The organism is Paenibacillus sp. DMB5, assembly GCF_001517085.1.
Classification (GTDB): domain Bacteria; phylum Bacillota; class Bacilli; order Paenibacillales; family Paenibacillaceae; genus Paenibacillus_AQ.
Map to the genome: position 1 here is coordinate 15334 of NZ_LRAC01000100.1, position 17858 is coordinate 33191.

15 protein-coding genes, 2 pseudogenes and 1 riboswitch are annotated in these 17858 nt (G+C 55.5%); of the genes and pseudogenes, 11 read left to right on the forward strand and 6 right to left on the reverse strand.

The features are described 5' to 3' along the window. The first annotated feature begins 50 nt into the window (after nucleotides 1-50). The 3 genes and pseudogenes from AWJ19_RS10820 to AWJ19_RS10835 all read left to right on the forward strand — a co-directional run bounded on the left by AWJ19_RS10820 (nucleotide 51) and on the right by AWJ19_RS10835 (nucleotide 3756). Nucleotides 51-2502 (forward strand): annotated as a pseudogene (locus AWJ19_RS10820) (heavy metal translocating P-type ATPase). Between the two features lie 28 nt (nucleotides 2503-2530). Then, nucleotides 2531-3310, forward strand: a complete 780-nt coding sequence (nfsA, locus tag AWJ19_RS10825; protein ID WP_068723635.1) for an oxygen-insensitive NADPH nitroreductase — start codon at nucleotides 2531-2533, stop codon at nucleotides 3308-3310. Between the two features lie 257 nt (nucleotides 3311-3567). Beyond that, a complete protein-coding gene (locus tag AWJ19_RS10835) occupies nucleotides 3568-3756 on the forward strand; it encodes a hypothetical protein (RefSeq protein ID WP_068723639.1) in 189 nt (62 codons plus the stop codon). A 202-nt stretch (nucleotides 3757-3958) separates the two neighbouring features. Here the strand turns inward: AWJ19_RS10835 and AWJ19_RS10840 are convergent. The 5 genes and pseudogenes from AWJ19_RS10840 to AWJ19_RS10860 form a co-directional block, all read right to left on the reverse strand. Further along, a pseudogene (locus tag AWJ19_RS10840) lies at nucleotides 3959-4706 on the reverse strand (ABC transporter ATP-binding protein). A gap of 609 nt (nucleotides 4707-5315) precedes the next feature. Next, nucleotides 5316-6077 carry an ABC transporter permease gene (locus AWJ19_RS10845; protein ID WP_068723640.1) on the reverse strand — a complete coding sequence of 254 codons (762 nt, stop codon included), beginning with the start codon at nucleotides 6075-6077 and terminating at the stop codon, nucleotides 5316-5318. Then, nucleotides 6074-6364, reverse strand: a complete 291-nt coding sequence (locus AWJ19_RS10850) for a thiamine-binding protein (RefSeq protein WP_068723642.1) — start codon at nucleotides 6362-6364, stop codon at nucleotides 6074-6076. Before AWJ19_RS10850 ends, AWJ19_RS10845 begins: the two co-directional genes overlap by 4 nt. Before the next feature lie 46 nt (nucleotides 6365-6410). After that, complete coding sequence (locus tag AWJ19_RS10855; protein ID WP_128083569.1) at nucleotides 6411-7472, reverse strand: ABC transporter substrate-binding protein; 1062 nt, start codon at nucleotides 7470-7472, stop codon at nucleotides 6411-6413. Nucleotides 7473-7601: 129 nt separating this feature from the next. Next, a riboswitch (TPP riboswitch) is annotated at nucleotides 7602-7711 on the reverse strand. Between the two features lie 71 nt (nucleotides 7712-7782). After that, complete coding sequence (locus tag AWJ19_RS10860) at nucleotides 7783-9243, reverse strand: hypothetical protein (RefSeq protein WP_068723644.1); 1461 nt, start codon at nucleotides 9241-9243, stop codon at nucleotides 7783-7785. Nucleotides 9244-9478: 235 nt separating this feature from the next. Here AWJ19_RS10860 and AWJ19_RS10865 point away from each other — a divergent pair, with 235 nt between their 5' ends. From AWJ19_RS10865 to AWJ19_RS10900, 8 genes are all read left to right on the forward strand, one after another. After that, on the forward strand, nucleotides 9479-9916 hold the full coding sequence (locus AWJ19_RS10865; protein WP_068723645.1) for a pyridoxamine 5'-phosphate oxidase family protein: 438 nt from the start codon (nucleotides 9479-9481) through the stop codon (nucleotides 9914-9916). Nucleotides 9917-10145: 229 nt separating this feature from the next. Then, on the forward strand, nucleotides 10146-11183 hold the full coding sequence (locus tag AWJ19_RS10870; RefSeq protein ID WP_068723647.1) for an EAL domain-containing protein: 1038 nt from the start codon (nucleotides 10146-10148) through the stop codon (nucleotides 11181-11183). Nucleotides 11184-11278: 95 nt separating this feature from the next. After that, nucleotides 11279-11953 (forward strand): response regulator transcription factor, encoded by a 675-nt coding sequence (locus AWJ19_RS10875; protein WP_068723649.1) that lies wholly within the window; start codon nucleotides 11279-11281, stop codon nucleotides 11951-11953. Then, on the forward strand, nucleotides 11950-13386 hold the full coding sequence (locus tag AWJ19_RS10880; RefSeq protein ID WP_068723650.1) for a HAMP domain-containing sensor histidine kinase: 1437 nt from the start codon (nucleotides 11950-11952) through the stop codon (nucleotides 13384-13386). Before AWJ19_RS10875 ends, AWJ19_RS10880 begins: the two co-directional genes overlap by 4 nt. Nucleotides 13387-13447: 61 nt before the next feature. Further along, a complete protein-coding gene (locus AWJ19_RS10885) occupies nucleotides 13448-14359 on the forward strand; it encodes an ABC transporter ATP-binding protein (protein ID WP_068723652.1) in 912 nt (303 codons plus the stop codon). Beyond that, nucleotides 14356-15072, forward strand: coding sequence for an ABC transporter permease (locus AWJ19_RS10890; RefSeq protein ID WP_068723654.1), 717 nt, complete (start codon nucleotides 14356-14358; stop codon nucleotides 15070-15072). The genes AWJ19_RS10885 and AWJ19_RS10890 overlap by 4 nt, the downstream gene beginning before the upstream one ends. Nucleotide 15073: 1 nt before the next feature. Next, a complete protein-coding gene (locus AWJ19_RS10895) occupies nucleotides 15074-15814 on the forward strand; it encodes an ABC transporter permease (RefSeq protein ID WP_068723655.1) in 741 nt (246 codons plus the stop codon). Between the two features lie 280 nt (nucleotides 15815-16094). Then, entirely contained in the window at nucleotides 16095-16460 is a 366-nt protein-coding gene (locus AWJ19_RS10900) for a metalloregulator ArsR/SmtB family transcription factor (RefSeq protein WP_068723657.1), read from the forward strand. Between the two features lie 121 nt (nucleotides 16461-16581). Here AWJ19_RS10900 and AWJ19_RS10905 read toward each other — a convergent pair whose 3' ends face one another. Continuing rightward, nucleotides 16582-17724 carry a cation diffusion facilitator family transporter gene (locus tag AWJ19_RS10905; RefSeq protein ID WP_241781688.1) on the reverse strand — a complete coding sequence of 381 codons (1143 nt, stop codon included), beginning with the start codon at nucleotides 17722-17724 and terminating at the stop codon, nucleotides 16582-16584. Nucleotides 17725-17858: the final 134 nt, after the last annotated feature.

Consider the following 17858-nt stretch of genomic DNA (forward strand, 5'->3'; position numbering starts at 1 on the left):
TATTTTTCAAAGATTTATACCCTTGGGGGGTATACGGAGGTGTTTGGCAAATGGAAAAGAGTTCAGAAGCGGGACTGCAGCAGGCTACACTGCAGATTACAGGCATGACCTGCTCCGCCTGCGCGGCCCGGATTGAGAAGGGGCTGTCCCGGATGGAGGGGGTATCGCGGGCCAATGTAAACCTTGCGCTGGAGCAGGCAACGGTGGGGTTCGATCCGGCGGTTGCCACTTTGCCGCAGATTGAGGAGAAAATCCGCTCCCTTGGCTACGATACGATTAAGGAGTCGGCGGATTTTGATATTACCGGCATGACCTGTGCCGCCTGCTCGGCCAGAATCGAGAAGGTGCTTGGCAAGATGCCCGGGATTGCATCGGTCAATGTAAATCTGGCGCTGGAGACGGCGCATGTGGAATACTCGCCGGGCAATATCAGCACGGCGGATATTATGGAGAAAGTCAGCAGCATCGGCTATAAGGCATCACTGAAGCAAGACCGCAGGGAGACAGCGGACCAGCGCGGCCAGGAGATTGTGCGCAAGCGGAATAAGTGGATCATTTCAGCGATTCTGTCCTTTCCGCTGCTGTGGGCAATGGTCGGCCATTTCAGCTTTACCTCATGGATTCCTGCTCCTGATCTGCTGATGAATCCCTGGTTTCAGCTTGTGCTGGCCACTCCGGTACAATTTATTATCGGCTGGCAGTTCTATGTGAGTGCCTATAAGGCGCTGAAGAACGGCAGTGCCAATATGGATGTGCTGGTTGTACTGGGTACCTCTGCGGCTTATTTTTACAGCTTGTATCTGACCATAGATTCGCTCGGGATGAGCGGAATGAACCACTCTGTCGATATGTATTATGAAACGAGCGCTGTCCTGATCACGCTGATTCTGGTGGGCAAATGGTTTGAAGCGCTGGCCAAAGGCCGTTCCTCGGATGCGATCCGCAGCCTGATGGGGCTGCAGGCCAAATCGGCGCTGGTAATCCGCGGCGGTAACGAAATCAGCATTTCTATAGAAGAGGTTATTCCCGGCGATGTTGTACTGGTGAAGCCTGGCACGAAGATTCCTGTAGACGGCCAGGTACTGGAAGGCCTCTCTTCCGTGGATGAATCCATGCTGACAGGGGAGAGCATCCCGGTGGAGAAGAAGCCGGGTGACCCTGTAATCGGGGCAACGGTCAACAAGAACGGGATGCTGAAGATTGAGGCCCGCAAGGTAGGCCGCGATACCGCACTGGCGCAGATTATCCGGGTGGTGGAAGAAGCTCAGGGGTCCAAAGCACCGATTCAGCGGATTGCCGATGTCATTTCCGGTATTTTTGTGCCGATCGTTGTCGCTATCGCGGTTCTGACCTTCTTTATCTGGTACCTCTGGGGGGCACCTGGACAGTTTGCCGATGCACTGGAAAAAGCGATTGCCGTGCTCGTCATTGCCTGCCCTTGTGCTCTTGGGCTGGCACGCCGACCTCGATCATGGCCGGCTCAGGCCGGGCGGCCGAGTTCGGCATACTCTTCAAAGGCGGTGAACATCTCGAGGCTGCGCAGGATATCCGCACTGTTGTGCTGGATAAGACCGGCACGGTAACCAGCGGGAAGCCTGTACTTACGGATATCCTGACCACGACCGGCATTCCGGCTCACGGCAAGGAGCTGGCGGAGAACCGGCTGCTGGCGGTTAGTGCGGCTGCCGAGAAGCTCTCGGAGCATCCGCTTGCCGAGGCTATCGTGGCCGGAGCCGCCGCGCGCGCCTGGCGCTGCCGGAGGCAGAGCAATTCCAGGCTGTACCGGGCAGGGGTATTTCGGCGGTCGTTGACGGAGTGGCTGTTCTGGTTGGAACCCGCCGGATGATGGAGGAGAGCGGAGCGGATCCCGCCCCATGGAGCCAGCTGATGAAGAAGCTAGAACAGGAAGGCAAGACGGCGATGCTTGTATCTCTTGATGGAAGCATCGCCGGTATTGTGGCGGTTGCCGATACAATCAAAGAAACTTCGAAGGCAGCCGTAGCCAGACTGCAGGAGATGGGCATTGAGGTTGTCATGATTACCGGCGACAACAAGCTGACTGCCGAAGCTATCGCACAGCAGGCCGGCATCCGCACCGTGCTGGCGGAGGTGCTGCCCGAAGGCAAGGCGGCAGAAATCCGCAGGCTGCAAAGCGGCGGCGTGAAGGTCGCCATGGTCGGCGACGGAATAAATGACGCGCCGGCGCTGGCTACGGCCGATACCGGGATGGCCGTCGGCACCGGTACGGACGTTGCGATGGAAGCGGCGGATATTACGCTTATGCGCGGCGATCTGATGAGTATTCCCGATGCCATACTGATGAGCCGCAAGACGATGCGCAATATCAAGCAAAATTTGTTCTGGGCGCTCGCTTACAATACAATTGGGATACCGATAGCCGCACTGGGCTTTCTGGCGCCGTGGCTCGCAGGAGCGGCGATGGCCTTCAGCTCCGTGTCGGTTGTACTCAATGCGCTGCGGCTGCAGCGGGTGAAGCTGTAGCCGGCGGCAGGAATAAGGAGCGATAACAATGAGTGAAGAACAAAAGGTTGCGGCAGGCAGCCCGGACAACGAGACCCTATCGCTGTTAATGAAGCATGCCTCGGTCCGCCAGTACCTGGACACCCCTGTAAGTGATGAGCAGCTTGCCGCCATTATCGGGGCGGCGCAAATGGCTTCCACTTCCAGCAATGTGCAGGCTTACAGCGTTATTGCTGTGACTGACGCTGCACTTAAAGCGCAGCTCTCGGCTTACTCCGGCAATCAGGCATATATTGAGCAGTGCCCGGTGTTTCTGGTGTGGTGTGCTGATCTCTACCGGCTGAAGGAGACCGCGCGCCCGCATCTGGGTGATGCAGAGACCTATGAAGACACGACAGAGAACCTGATCGTTGCCACCGTTGATGTTGCTCTGGCTGCGCAGAATGCGGCGGTTGCTGCAGAGTCCCTGGGGCTCGGAGTCGTCTACATCGGCGGAATCCGCAACAACAGCGCCGCTGTATCCGAGCTGCTCGGTCTGCCTGAGCTGGTCTATCCTGTATTCGGCATGTGCCTGGGCACTCCAGCCGGAGAAGCCGGCCTGCGTCCGCGCCTGCCGTTATCTGCAGTGCTGCATTACAACGGCTATGATAAGGAGAAAACAGCGGCCCAGGTTGAGATCTACGACAAGGTAAGCAGTGATTACATGCATAAGCGGACCGGCGGACAGAGCAGCACCCCGTGGTCGGCCATGATGGCCAAGCGGCTTGCCGAGCCTGCGCGCCTGCACATGAAGGACTATCTGCAGGAGAAGGGCTTCATGAAGCGGTAACCGCTGCGGTTTGAGTGCGAGACGGTAGGGGGCGCAGAGATAGGCTGATTGTTCTAAAAGCATGGTGTACCGGTGCTGCCGGGGGCCATGCTTTTTTTGTGCCGCCGGCGGGTGAGGCAGAGGCAGCTTATGACGCTGGGCATCCGGCTGGGGCAGCAACGGACAAAGGGCTGGATCAAACCGGGAATGAAAAAGGTAGGACTTTGGAGGGTGAGGTTATGGAAATATGTTACAATAATTAAAAGGAGATGATAATCATGTCTAATTTTTTTAACCCAGGTCCTCCAAATTCGACTGATCCTGGCGGTCATAAAGCTAACCATGACGTTAACGCTGAAAAATATCATAATGAGGGCCCTCCAGGTTTTTGGAGGCAGGTTACTGATCTTTTGATTGCAGTAGGAATTTTAGCCGTTATCATTCTCGTTGTAATGTGGATATTTTAACCGCTGATAAAATGTACTCCAGGATATTTTGGTTTCACTATACCCGATTCGATATTTATTGCTTTTTTGGGAGTAGCGTAGCGGATGGTCTGCTCATATCTAAAAAAAATCCCTGCCCTCCTGTTTGCAACAGGTAGGCAGGGATTTCAATATTAAAGGCTTGCATGACGCACCGTTGCAGACTGACAGTCTCGTCCTCAGGCTACTTCCTGTCCTTGGCCTGCTCCTCCCGCATCCACTGGGAGAGCTGACGCTTGAGCTGCAGGAATTCAGACGTCTCGGTAATTTCCTCGCGGCGCGGGCGCGGAAACGGAACATCCACGGTATGGAGAATCGAGCCCGGCCGGCCGGAAAAGACATAAATCCGGCTGGAGAGCAGCAGCGCTTCTTCAATATTGTGGGTGATGAACAGCACGGAGCGACGGTTCTCCTCCCACAGCTCCAGCAGCCAGCGCTGCATGTCGCTGCGCGTCAGCGCATCGAGCGCGCTGAACGGCTCGTCGAGCAGCATCAGCTCCTGCGGAGCGAGGAGGGCGCGCAGAAAGGCGGCCCGCTGCCGCATGCCGCCGGACAGCATGTGCGGGTACGCCTGCTCGAAGCCGCCGAGCCGACCCGGCCGAGCCAGCGGCGGGCGTTCTCCCGCGCGGCAGCCAGCGGCTCGCCCTGCAGCTCTCCGGCCAGCAGGACGTTGTCCAGGGTGCTGCGCCATGGAAAGAGCGCGGGCTGCTGCGGCATGTAGCTGATCTCGCCGCGCTGCCCGGTAACGTTGCGGCCGTTCATGCTCACTGTTCCTGTATCCGGGGCCTCCAGGCCGCCGATGATGTGGAACAGGGTGCTTTTGCCGCAGCCCGACGGGCCGAGGATGGAGACGAACTCCTGCGGCCGGACGGTGAGGGAGACGTCATTCAGCACACGGGTCTCCTTGCGCCGCGGCCGAACGTCTTGGAGATGCCGTTGACCTCAAGCGCGGAGGCTGGTTCTGCGCGGCGTTGCCGTATGCGGCGTCAGTGCCGACATCTGCGGACTCTTGAGCGTTGGCAGCCCCGCTCCGGTGGCCTGCAGGAATGAAAGGGACCGATGATTCAATGTTCTCTGTTTGGTGAGACATACAGCATTACCTCCTTTCCAGTTGAGCTCATCGTCTATTGCAATTATAAGTTAGATAGACCGCAACCAGTGGCGTATGTACTCCTGTTTATACGTGTAAGCAGACGGCTGCCTGGAATTAGTGGGAAAAACGACAACTAAATGCTCTGAATTCGCCTGAACTCTAAAACTAAGTGGAAAAACGCCATCTAATTTTACTGGAAATCCTGTTTTCAGGCCAAAGTGGTGAGATTAGGTGGCAAAAATCCAACTAATCCTGACTGTTGTCCGTCCGGGAAGCAAATAGGCGGCGAAAATCCAACTAAGCTACCCCAATCCGGGTCGTCCCAAGCCGAACGAGAAGCTGGTCTCAAGCCGATCCCAAGCAAGCCCCAAGCGGGCCCAAAGCTGGTCCCAACCCGGTCCCAACCCGATCCAAAGCCGATCCCAAAATCGTCCGAAGCCCACCGTGCCTATTCCGTTTTCCGAGGCTTCCAGCGGACCAGCCATCTCTCCGCCAGGGCAATTATGGCGAACAGCACCAGACTTAGTAACACAATAATGACGATGGCGACAAACACGTTATCGGTGCGGTAAGCCGATTTCTGCAGCAGCATGTAATAGCCCAGCCCCTTGTCGGCGCCGATCCATTCGGCGACAACGGCGCCCATTACGGCGTAGGTGGCGGAGATTTTGACGCCGGAGAACAGGGCGGGCAGGGAGCCGGGCAGCTCCAGCTTGGTAAAGATCTGCCACTTGCTCGCCCCCGCCATCTTCATATAATTCATCATCATCCGGTCGCTCTGCGCAAGGCCCCCCATAGCGGCGACTGCTACCGGGAAGAAGCAGACAAGCGTGATCAGTACAATCTTCGGCAGCAGGCCGAAGCCGAACCAGATGACCAGCAGCGGCGCGAGTGCGATCGACGGCACATTCTGGCTTAGAATCAGCAGCGGATACAGCGCCCGCTTCAGCCAGGGCAGCAGATGCAGCAGCAGGGCTACGATCAGGCCGGTGGCTGTGCCGATCGGGAAGCCGATCAGGGTAAGACGCAGAGTAGCTGCGGTATGCGACCAGATGCTGGCAGCATTATCCGCAGAAGCCTGGGCAATCGCCCCTGGTCCCGGAAGAATCCAGGCCTCAATCCCGAATATAGATACGGACAGCTGCCAGATCCCTATAAACAAGACGACCGCCACTAAGGGCGGCCAAATCTGCTTGAAGTACGGTCTCACCGGTATTTCTCCGTCAGCTTGTCCATGCTGATGCCGTTTGGATTATGGGCGATCTTGATCTGGGAAATGACGCTCGGGCTGCCGGCAGCAACCAGCGCCTCATGCATCTGGCGTACAACCTCCAGCAGCTCGGTGATCTCGCCCTCCATGGTTGTTTCCAGCGGGTTCACCTGGTGCTTCACGCCGGATTGCTGAATCACTTCAATCGCTTTGTCTACATAGGGAATGGAGTCTTCTCCGTTCGGCGTTTTAGGGATAACCTGAATGCTAAGCAGTGTATTTGCCATTATAATCAACCCTCTCGATAGTATGGGATATTCACTTATTCCTTCTTTATTCCGCCGGCAAAAACTCATTGGTGAACGTACTGTCCACATCCAGCGGCTGATCCAGCAGCTTCAGGCCGTACATCCAGTCGGAATAGTTCTGCCAGACTTCAGCCTTCTGCTCACCCCAGCGGTCGGCATCGTCCGTATATTTCGGGCTCAGCCATTTCTGGCTGGCCAGGACAAGCTCGGGATCAAGATCAGGCACAGCCTTGGTCAGGATGGCGGCTGCTTCCTCCGGCTGGTCGATGGCGTACTGGTAACCTTTCGACGTGGCTTTGAGGAACGCCTTCACCAGCTCAGGCTGATCGGCAATAACTTTTTCGCTGGCCGTAAGAATAGGGGTGTAGTAGTCAAGCTGCGGCGCGTAATCCTTGAGATAGAGCATATCCAGCGGCTCGCCGCGCAGCTCGGCCTCAATACCGGTCCAGGCGTAGAAGATCCAGGCAAAATCAATATCGCGCTTCACGGCGGTGAAATAGTCGGCTTCCCCGATGTTCACCAGCTTGACCTTCTTCACATCGCCGCCTTCCGGGTCCATGATGGCTTTCATGGCCGCCTCTTCAGCCGGAGAGCCCCAGCCTCCGTAAGTCTTGCCTTCAAAATCCTTAGGTGATGTGATGTTGCGGTCCTTAGGTGCAGCGAATCCGGAGGTATTATGCTGAATGATGGCAGCAATGGATACAAGCGGCACACCCTGCAGACGGGCCAGCGTCAGTGCTTCCTGGGCACTGACGCCAAACGCAGCTTCGCCCGAGGTCACCATGGTATCGGCTCCGGCCGCTCCCGGCTGGACAATTTCCACATCAAGGCCCTCTTCCTCGTAATAGCCCAGCTCCTTGGCCGCGTACAGGCCGGTGTGGTTGGTATTCGGTGTCCAGTCGAGCGCAACCTTAATCTTGGTCAGCGCTGCCGGCGCCGCAGCTGTTGCTTCCGCAGCTGGTGCCGGGGAAGCGTTACCTCCGTTACCTTCGTTTGTTCCGTTTGCCCCGTTGTTACTGCCGCATCCGGCAATCGCCAGACTCAGGATGCAGGCAAGAGAGAGCAGTCTGCCTTTTTTGATTCCCATTTCGCTTGATTCACTCCTTCCAGCAATCCCTAGTCTTCCAGTTTCTAAATCTGATATGCAAAAAAGCGCCCCGAAGATCGGGACGCCAGTCATTTGCGCAAGGTTGCAGGCTCCGGCCGCAGGGGACCGGGAAGCAGTTATGGATTCCTACGCTGGCATTATCCAGATCAGGTATAAGGGTCAGTATCTTGAAGGGATACACTCTCAGCCGGCCAATTCCAGCCCCCCTGGTTCTATGAAGTTATCGGGTATTGCTTATTCTACGGTGTATTATAGACGCACCGCCAGGGGTTGTCCAGTAGCAATCTCCCTAATCCCTGGAGTAATACCGCTTCCTGCGGCGCCGGCGGATGCTGTTCCACAGCTCCTTCAGAGTCATGAAAATGCTGACGGTAATCCCTGTAAACGTGACGAACAGCGCCAAATATTCAAATGGGGAGTAGCCCGTCATTTTGCTCCAGTCAATCGGGGCCTTCAGGTCCTCAATAACCTGATTCATCCCGTAAATACCGCTGACCACGGTGAACACCGTAAGGATCATCAGCAGCGTATCCCGGCGTTTGGCCTGGAACTTGTCCTGGTACTGGAACAGGTCATCCAGCGTCATCTTCACTTCGTCGAATAAGGCGTCATTACCGTAAACCTTCCGCAGCTGGAAAAAAATCTCGCGGCCCTGTGACTGTGAAATCAGCTCCATAAAGTAGAATTTGGCTGAGAATTTATTGATCAGGAAGATCAGATTCTCAATTTCATCGTAGTCACGGTTGATGCGCAGACGGGAGTGCAGATTGGACAGCTTCAGCAGCACGATTTTGTGGAAAATACTCAGCAGCAGCCCATAGTAATACTCGCCATACATCTGGTTGGCCAGCTTGGTGGCGATTTCGGGCTTGGCTCTGCTGAGGCAGCAGAAGGTCTGCTCATTGGTCATATAATAGGTGTCCGGACCCCAGCGGTTGTAGGAATGCTCCTGGCAATAGTCCCTGATATAGTCCGGGTCGCTTGCGCTCATATAAGGACTGCCATCTGCGTCAAGCCCGTCCAGCTGGGAGGCCCGGAATCTCAGCCCGGTGTCCAGCTCATCTTCATCATCATCAGGAACAAAGCCGTAAAAGCCCTGAACCATCATCCGTTCATCGACGAAAAAGGGCAGCGTCTCAAAATAAGCCCCGTCAAGCTCCGACTGGTCCAGAAACGGCCTCAGGCTGGGCGCAAGATTCTCAAATACAAAATCCTCGACCAGATCAAACGACTTCTGGCCAAACTGAATAGAGGTTCCCTCATCCTCAAGAGTGGCATCCTCAAGGGTGCGGAACCGGTCGGCAAATTCCAGTGCCACACTGTAGGGAAGCGGAGTATCCTCAAGCTGGGTCCGGATGGTCAGAAAGCCAACCTGAAACGGACAGAGAAAAATATCGGTCGAGAGTACCCGGAAGGGAATGGACCGGCCGGGCATTTCAAGCGTGGCGGCCAGATCATTTACCTTGGAGAAGCGCCGGAAGGAGTCCTTATCTTTTTCTCGCGGAAACAGCACATGGGCTGCGAAGGGGAGGTAGCTGCGCTCCATTTTTTCATGCGATACACAGTATCCTTCGCCGTAATAGGCATCCTCAAGCTCCTTGTTATCCAGAAAAAAGCGTGTGAAGCCGTCCTGCTTAATCTGCCGGATCAGCTTGTCGTCCTCACCGTTTTGAATGGAGAAAGGAAAAATAAACTGCAGCAGCGCAGTATGTAACACCGGTTCGGGAGATTCAGCCAAAAGCTTAGTCATACACAGGTTCCACCTTATTTTTCAGAATATCAGTATTGTGTAGTATTACCCTAACCGACAGGCAGCAACGCTAGGCCTTACCCTCACAGAGGGATCTGTTCATGGATTTGTCCCGGATTCAATGCGAATGAAGGGGGTACACTATAGTAAGCACAATTTTTATGATAAATCCAAACTGCGAATGCGGATATATAAATGTGTATCTGCGTGATTTCTGAAAGGAGCTATTTCGTCCATGAATAACAATGAGCTGGAGCAGACTATCCTCAAGGCGCTGGATGACAACAAGTTCGGGTCCTTCGGCACGATCGAAGCCGGCAACAAACCAAAGGTGCGTTATATGGCGGTATTTCATGACGGACTGAATATTTATCTGGCTACCAATCGCAAAACGCATAAGGTAGAAGAGCTGCAGGAGAACCCGAATGCTTTTCTGCTGCTTGGATACGAACAGGGCGGCGGCAGGGATGTGCTGGAGATTGAAGCCAGAGCTTCCGTCACCAAGGATGACAGCCTGCGCTCCAAGGTCTGGAACAAGTCGCTGGAGGAGTGGTTCAAGGGACCGGATGATCCTGATTATGTTATCCTGGAGCTTACGCCTACACGCATTGAGTATATGGGCAAAAACAAAGAGCATGGCGTCTGGCAGCCTGGTGCTACTGCAGGGAAATAACAGGTTTCCTGGAAGCGTATCAGACAGAGCAGCCGGCATACAATACAGCCACCCGCGGACTCCAGTCCCGCAGGTGGCTTTTTAGGATGCGCCGGAGGCCAGGATCTGACCCTAACCTGCAAAAAAAGGTTAAAGCCGTCATTTTGCATCACAGCGTGGCTAAAAATTGGCAGATCATGATATAATGGCTACACTTAAGGTTCGACATTTGATGCGAGGGAGGATGTCTATGAACTGTAGGGACTGCTCTGCGATAGAGCCGGTGGAGGATGAGGGGGAAATCCGGTTTCGGCCGTGTACCTTTGTGTTTGCCTCTGCATTGAGAGCTTCAGGAGTGGAGTTCACAGCGGTGAAGAATACGGGGGAGATTCCGTACGCTTCCAGAGAAGCGCTCTTTGAGCTGCTGGAGCTGCTGACCATATTGCAGAAACAAGCGGATACTCATCTGAAGCTGTGCATCAGCGGCAAGTCAGGCAGCCTGACAGCAGAGCGCTGGGTCTCCTTGGAGCAGCTAGAAATAAGATTCGCCAACGACAATCTGATTTCCATCATTTCCAATCATGACTTTACCAGCCACATGCAGCCTATTGTGAATTTTACCGAGGAAATTGTGGGCTTTGAGCTGCTGCTGCGGCCGTTGCCCGAGGGAAGTGCTTTTCAGCCCTATGAGCTGTTTGAAATCGCCCGGCAGACCGGGTTTCATTCTTTTCTGGACCGTGCTGCGCGCATTTCGGCCATTGAGACCAGTGCGAGGCTGCTGCCCAAGGGCATTAAGCGTTTCGTTAATTTTTTGCCATCCTCCATTTATAATCCGAATTTTTGCCTTACCCACACCTTTGAGGCCATCGAACGATTGGATCAGGACCCGGAGGACTTTGTGTTCGAGGTAGTGGAGACGGAGAAAATCAGTAACATGGAGCACCTGCAGGCGATTTTTACGGAGTACCGCAGACAAGGGATGCGGGTCGCGCTGGATGATGTCGGCGCAGGGTATTCGACCGTGGAGGTCATGTCCAGCCTCAAGCCGGATTATGTGAAGATTGACCGGAATCTGATCAGCTATTGCGATCAGGATAACCTCAAGCAGAGCACAATCAAGGATATAATCAGCCGGGCCGGATCCTTTGGAGCCAGTGTGCTGGCCGAGGGCATCGAGCGGCGGGAAGAATTCCAGTACTGCCGGGAGATCGGCATCGAGCTTGCCCAGGGCTATCTTTTCGGCAAGCCGGAGGACAAGCCGCCGGCACATTTCGGATTTAGCGCATAACGTATGAAGTACATATTCCCCGGAGCGAACGCGGTTTATCCGCCGCCCCGGGGATTATTTGCGAACGAGACAAATTCAGAAAAAATGGAGGGGCTATGAGTATTACATTGCTGTATGTGGAAGATGACCGGGAGATCGGGAGCGCGGTTTCGGCAGATTTGCGGGAAAGAAAATATGCAGTCCGCTGGCAGCAGAGCGGCGAGGGTGCCGTTGAGGCCGCAGCAGGCTGCCAGCTGGCCATTCTGGATGTCATGCTGCCGGGGCTTGACGGCTTCACCGTCGGACAGCGGCTGAAGCGGGCCTATCCGGATATGCCGGTTCTGATGTTATCCGCCCGTACCTCCATAGATGACAAGCTGCAGGGGCTGGAGTTCGCGGATGATTATTTGACGAAGCCGTTTCATCCCGACGAACTTGCAGCCAGGATTGAAGTGCTGCTGAGACGAACCGGTGCTGCCGAGCCTGCACCGCTAGTTCTTAAACATCTTGTTGTGTATGAGGGCAACAACGTGATTCAGGAAGCGGCAACCGGCCGTGAGATTCTGCTTACCGGCAAGCAGTTTCAGATCTTTACCTATATGCTGCGCCATCTCGGGCAGATCCTGACCAAGGAACAGATTTATGAAGCCGTCTGGGGCGAGGCCTATATTGAAGGCGATAAGACATTGATGGTGCATATCCGCTATCTGCGCGAGAAGCTGGAGCTTGATCCGGCTGCTCCGGAGATAATTGAGACCGTCCGGGGGATCGGCTATAGGGTGCGGGCATGAGCGGGCGGAGGAGCCTGCGCGGGCGCCAGCAGTCGCTGCTGTCCCGTTATCTGCTGATTATTGTTGCAGCACTGCTGTTTATCCCGGTTGGCATTCCGCTGACCTTTGCAGGTTATAATCTGTTTAATCTTCAGACTGCCGAAAAACCTCCGGAGGAATATAAGCTGTATTCCAACATCACCTTACTTGAGGAGCAGTGGCATCAGGAGGCATTGGGCCTGTCCGGGCAGACTCCTGATGCGATCGACCGCAGGCTGGAGGAGCTGAGCGGCAGCTATCCGCTGGCCGCCATGTTCTGGGTGGACGGGGAAGGGCAGACGCGGCAGCTTCATACACCGGAGGATCCGCAGCTTTGGGGGCAGCTTGAAACGGACAGGATACCTGCGCAGTGGAGTGCACCAGAGGCGATTGCCTTCATGAAGGATGCGGCCAGGCAGGACCCGCTGGCCATTGTCGCATTCATAGGCGACCGCACAGATGCCGGTGAAGGCTTCCTGGTTATGCAGATACCGGAGAAGATTACCGAGGCCTACCGTTTCCAGAGCCTGGGCTCCTGGTATATTCTCGTACTGCTGATCTTTTTTGCCCTGTTTGTTGCGGTATCCTGGCTGTTCTTCACCGGAATCCGCAGGCGCCTGCTGAGGCTGCAGACAGCCATGAGCTTCACCGGGGGCGCCGGCATTCCTGAACCTATCGCACCCGGCAAGGCGGATGAAATCGGCCGTCTGGAAGAGGCGTTCAATCGTATGGTTGCAGAGCTGACCATGAGCCGCCGGCGGGAGGCAGAGGAGGAAGGGCTGCGCAAGCGGCTGGTCGCCGACCTGTCACATGATCTGCGGACTCCGCTGACCGTAATACGCAGCCATCTCCATGTGCTGGGCAAGGAAGGCTTGTCCCGGCGCGGGCAGGAGTCCATTCTGCTAATGGACGAACGGATTGAAAGCCTCAGCGGCCTCATTGATAATCTGCTGTCTTACAACCTGCTCAGCAGCGGCCGGGTGACTCTGAATCCTGAGCGCAAGGATGTGCTGCGGATATTACGGGAAAGTGCAGCTGCCTGGTATCCCCTGTGGGAAAAGGAAGGATTCGAGGTGGACATCAGCCTGGAGGGGGAACCCTTATACTGGATTATCGACGAGAGCTGGTTCCGGCGGATTCTCGATAATCTGTTTCAGAACATTGTCCGCCACGCGCGCAGCGGAAAATACGTCGGCGTGCAGCTGGTTACTCGGGAAGATGGGCGTGCGGTCGTCATCTCCGACCGCGGACAGGGGATGGACAGCGCTCCGGAAGCAGCAGGAGCGGGACTTGGCCTGTCCATTGTTGATCTGCTGCTAACCCGGATGGAGCTTGCCCGGGAGACCTACAGCTCCCCGCAGGGGACATCCATTGAAATTTTTCAGCTGCGGACGCAGAATTTAAACAAAATTTAAACTTGCTGCGGCCGCTGCTTTAACCTCGGGGCGTTATGCTGGATACCGAGGTGAACGACTAATGAAATCAACGGTAATCAAAACGACAGGTTTAAGAAAGGTGTACCGCGGCCGGGCTGCGGTCGAGCATCTGGAGCTGAATATCGGCCGGGGGGAAATCTACGGCTTCCTCGGACCGAATGGAGCGGGCAAAACGACAACCATCCGCATGCTGCTGGGCCTGATCAAGCCTACCTCCGGACGGATTGAAATCTTCGGACAGGAGCTGCATAAGCATAGGCTGCAGATTCTGCGCAAGGTGGGCTCGCTTGTGGAGTCGCCGTCATACTACGGGCATCTGAATGCAGTGGACAATCTGGAGGCGATCCGCCGGATTCTGGATGCTCCCAAGTCCCGGATTGCGGAGGTGCTTGATATTGTCTCTCTGACCGGTGAAGAGAAACGTCCGGTTAAGGGGTTCTCGCTGGGCATGAAGCAGCGTCTGGGGATTGCTGCCGCTCTGCTGGGCAGCCCTGAGCTGCTGATTCTGGATGAGCCGACGAATGGGCTTGATCCTTCCGGCATACAGGAGATCCGCTCGCTGATCAAGAGATTGCCGGCAGAGCACGGGATTACAGTGCTCGTCTCAAGCCATCTGCTCAGCGAGATCGAGCAAATGGCCGATACCGTGGGTATTATCCGCCAAGGCAAGATGGTCTATCAGGATACGATTGCCCATCTGCAGGAGCAGGCCGCAGGCGATCTCAGGCTTGCGGTATCCGAGCCGGAGGCTGCCCTGGAACTAGCCAAGCGGCGGGGCTGCGGCGGCTCGCTGCAGGAGAGCCGGGTTATTCTGCCCCGCATGAGTGATGCCCGGGTGGCACTGCTGATCAAGGAGCTGGTAGAGAACGGGCATGCGGTCTACCGGGTCGAGGAACGCCGGCAGTCCCTGGAACAATTCTTCCTGCAGGTTGTTGAGGGAGGAGTGTCATGATGTGGCGGGCGCTGTCGGCAGACTGGCTCAAAATACGCGGCAAAGGCCTGTGGTTCCTTGTTTTTCTTGGACCGCTAGGTCTTACTGCGATGCAGGGGCTGAATTTTGGCATCCGTTACGATTATCTGAAAGAGCAGTACCAGGCCGATCTATGGGGCGGACTGCTCAGCAATGTTGCCGGCTTCGTACCGATCGCCCTCTATCTGGGCGGTACGCTGATCTGCTCCCTGATCGCGAATGTGGAGCATCAGATGAGCTCGTGGAAACAGCTGCTGGCCCTTCCGGTTTCACGCACCTCCGTATTTATGGCCAAGCTGCTGCTCTGCCTGCTGCTGCTGGTCTGCTCCTGTCTGCTGCTGTCCGCCGGGACTCTGGGCCTGGGGCTGATCCTTGGCTTCGGCTCCCAGCCCGTACCGTATGCCGATATCCTGCGGCTTGGCTTTGCTTCTTATGCCGGTGCGCTGCCGGTCATTGCACTGCAACTGTGGCTCTCCCTTTCCAGCCGCAATCAGACCTTTCCCGTAGCTGTCGGGATTACGCTGTCGCTGCTCAGCATCTTCTCCATGTATCTGTCCGAATGGATGCCGCTGACCTGGCCTGCCCTTGCCTGGGAGGCCGATTCACCGTGGCTGTTCATCACGTCTGGCCTGCTGCTTGGCCTGCTGATGATCCTGCCCGGAGCTATTCATTTCGCGCGAAAGGATGTGGACTAAGATGCGGAGGTTCTGGAGAATTCTCTCGGCGGAGAGAATGAAGCTGTCGAGGTCCTTTATCTGGCTGCTGGTAGTCATCAGCCCGGTCATAGCGTTGCCAGTGGGTGCGCTGGCCAATGTGCAGCAGGAGGGAGAGCTGTTATCCTGGCAGATACTGCTGAATGTCATGTCCCTGATTCATGCCTTATTGTTTCTTCCAGTGCTCACAGGACTCTTTGCGGCGCTCATCTGCCGCGCCGAACACAGCGACGGCGGCTGGAAGATGATGCTGTCGCTTCCTGTAACACGAACATCGGTATACCTTGCGAAGTTTACTGTTATTATGGCGCTGCTGGCCTGCGTCCAGCTGGCCTTTCTGGCGGCCCTGCTGGGCATGGGCCTGTACCGCGGGGCTGAGGGGCCTGTACCCTGGCCGCTGTTCCTCTCAAGCATAGCGGGCGGCTGGTTCGCCTGTCTGCCGCTTGCTGCGCTGCAGCTGAGTGTATCCCAGGGCTGGAGCAGCTTCGGCGCACCGCTGGCGCTCAATGTCAGCCTGACCATCCCCAATATGCTGATCGTCAACTCGGCTACGTATGGGCCTTATTATCCGTGGGCCCAGCCTCTGCTTGCCATGTCACCCTTCGGAGGAGACGAGTTCGGCGCATTTCATCTTCCGGCACAGACGCTGATGCTTGTAGTATCCGCCAGCCTGATTGTGTTCCTGGCTGCCGGTCTGCTGGCTTTCCGACGCAAGGCGGTATAGGACGGCTTAACCATAAAGCTTTGCTGAATGCACGCTGTTCCCTGATCTCTTATCTCTGCCTTCTATTGTTTTACCTGTTGTCTGGTAACGCATCTGCCCTCCATTTATGCGTCACCCGCCAACTGTTACCGGCACCTGTGAATGGTCACCCGTACCCTTCCCCGGCTATGCTCTGCGGTCAGCTCAATGGACATTGTCCGAAGTTTTTTTTATAATTAATCGTAGAGAATCTTATTAATGACCGGTGCGACCGGGGAAGCTTAATTAGGAGGGCGGAAGCATGGAGCCGGCAGCACTTGAAGAATGCGATAACACCTGCAGCGGTTCGGAGCTGGGGCCGGAGACCGCGGCGCTCATTCTGCCAGACCGGGGAACTACGGATAAAATGGCCGAGATGTTCAAGGCGCTGGGCGATCCGACAAGAGTGCGGATGATTTACGCTTTATCGCAGAGAGAGCTGTGCGTGCACGATCTGTCCACTATTCTTGATATGGGGCAGTCGGCGGTATCCCATCAGCTCCGCTACTTGCGGAATCTGCGGATTGTGAAGCGCCGCAAAGAAGGCAAAACCGTATATTATTCGCTGAACGACGCGCATGTTGAGCAGATTTTCCTGCAGACACATGAGCATATCCGGCACGAATAGATCAGGCACACAAGAAACCGTCCATAGGGCCAGTAGCCCCGGGGACGGTTTTTTTTGCAGCGTTTAAATATCAGGATGGCTGAAATATCATGTGTACGGCTGCTCCGGGCTTTGGCCGGGGTCACACCTTTAACTCACCGTGCGCTATAGCGGAATTCTCGACCTGCAGTGTAACGTGACGGATGCCAAAGTCCTGCTCTATAAGCCGGACGGCTTGCTGTAATATAGCCTGATGACTGGCGTTATCCCTGATCAGCAGGTGTCCGCTAAGCGCATCCAGGCCAGATGTGATGCTCCAGATATGGAGATCATGGACATCCATCACGCCGTCGATGCCAAGGAGCGCTGCACTGACAGCTCCGGAGTCTACGGAAGGGGGAGCCCCCTCCATCAGAATGTGAAAGGCCTGCTTCACTACACCCCATGCGCTCCGCAGAATCAGCAGCGCCACAACCACACTGATGATCGGGTCAGCCAGGTACCAGGAGAACAGCGACATAACCAGCCCGGCCAGCAGTGCGCCGACAGAGCCGAGGGCATCACTGACGATATGCAGATAGGCGCTGCGGATGTTGATGTTATCATGGCCGCTGCTCTTGCGCAGCAGCGACCAGGCGCTTGCAAGGTTAGCCAAAAGACCAACGGCAGCGATGATCATCATGGTACCGCTGGCTACTTCAGGAGGGGAACCGAAGCGCTTGAACGCTTCCCACATAATAAAGCCGGCGATCACAAACAAAGTCACTCCGTTAAACAGGGCGGCCATGATTTCAAAGCGGTAAAACCCGTAGGTATTTTTGGCAGAGGCCGGTCTGACGGCAAATATCATGGCGACCAGGCTTAAAGCCAGTGAAGCCGTATCGCTGAGCATATGCCCGGAGTCTGAGAGCAGCGCCAGGCTGCCCGTGACCAGTCCCCCGAAGAATTCGAGCAGCATGATTCCGCCGGTAATAATCAAGGCAATCAGCAGACCCTTCCGGTCAGCCGGGGCATGGGAATGGCCATGTCCGTGAGCGTGGTCATGATCATGCCCCGTGTGGCTGTGTTTAAGAGCGTGCTTATTGTCTGTGCTGCCGTGTTGATGGGTCTTATCATGGTTTGGGTGGCCATGTCTGTGAGCGTGACCGTTGTCTATGTAGCCGTGTTGATGAGAGTGATTTTGGTTCATATCCTGGTGCTCTTCAGTGTGGTTATGCCCCGTGTGGTTTTTATGAAGCGATTGTTCATTAGCCTTATCGTTGCCTGAGCGGCGGTGCTGATTCATAAATAAGCCCCTTCCTTTAAAAAACATATGAATGATTGCTCATATGTTAATATTATCCCTGCTGTGATAAAATTACAAGCGGCTATATCTTTTATTTTTATAATCCCGACAGCGAATAAACATTATCCTGTAGC

What these genes read in the sequence shown, in the direction of transcription:
- nfsA (WP_068723635.1), top strand. Translation starts at nt 2,531, where the DNA reads ATGAGTGAAGAACAAAAGGTTGCGGCAGGCAGCCCGGACAACGAGACC.
- AWJ19_RS10835 (WP_068723639.1), top strand. Translation starts at nt 3,568, where the DNA reads ATGTCTAATTTTTTTAACCCAGGTCCTCCAAATTCGACTGATCCTGGC.
- AWJ19_RS10850 (WP_068723642.1), bottom strand. Translation starts at nt 6,364, where the DNA reads ATGGCAAATACACTGCTTAGCATTCAGGTTATCCCTAAAACGCCGAAC.
- AWJ19_RS10855 (WP_128083569.1), bottom strand. Translation starts at nt 7,472, where the DNA reads ATGGGAATCAAAAAAGGCAGACTGCTCTCTCTTGCCTGCATCCTGAGT.
- AWJ19_RS10860 (WP_068723644.1), bottom strand. Translation starts at nt 9,243, where the DNA reads ATGACTAAGCTTTTGGCTGAATCTCCCGAACCGGTGTTACATACTGCG.
- AWJ19_RS10865 (WP_068723645.1), top strand. Translation starts at nt 9,479, where the DNA reads ATGAATAACAATGAGCTGGAGCAGACTATCCTCAAGGCGCTGGATGAC.
- AWJ19_RS10870 (WP_068723647.1), top strand. Translation starts at nt 10,146, where the DNA reads ATGAACTGTAGGGACTGCTCTGCGATAGAGCCGGTGGAGGATGAGGGG.
- AWJ19_RS10875 (WP_068723649.1), top strand. Translation starts at nt 11,279, where the DNA reads ATGAGTATTACATTGCTGTATGTGGAAGATGACCGGGAGATCGGGAGC.
- AWJ19_RS10880 (WP_068723650.1), top strand. Translation starts at nt 11,950, where the DNA reads ATGAGCGGGCGGAGGAGCCTGCGCGGGCGCCAGCAGTCGCTGCTGTCC.
- AWJ19_RS10885 (WP_068723652.1), top strand. Translation starts at nt 13,448, where the DNA reads ATGAAATCAACGGTAATCAAAACGACAGGTTTAAGAAAGGTGTACCGC.
- AWJ19_RS10890 (WP_068723654.1), top strand. Translation starts at nt 14,356, where the DNA reads ATGATGTGGCGGGCGCTGTCGGCAGACTGGCTCAAAATACGCGGCAAA.
- AWJ19_RS10895 (WP_068723655.1), top strand. Translation starts at nt 15,074, where the DNA reads ATGCGGAGGTTCTGGAGAATTCTCTCGGCGGAGAGAATGAAGCTGTCG.
- AWJ19_RS10900 (WP_068723657.1), top strand. Translation starts at nt 16,095, where the DNA reads ATGGAGCCGGCAGCACTTGAAGAATGCGATAACACCTGCAGCGGTTCG.
- AWJ19_RS10905 (WP_241781688.1), bottom strand. Translation starts at nt 17,724, where the DNA reads ATGAATCAGCACCGCCGCTCAGGCAACGATAAGGCTAATGAACAATCG.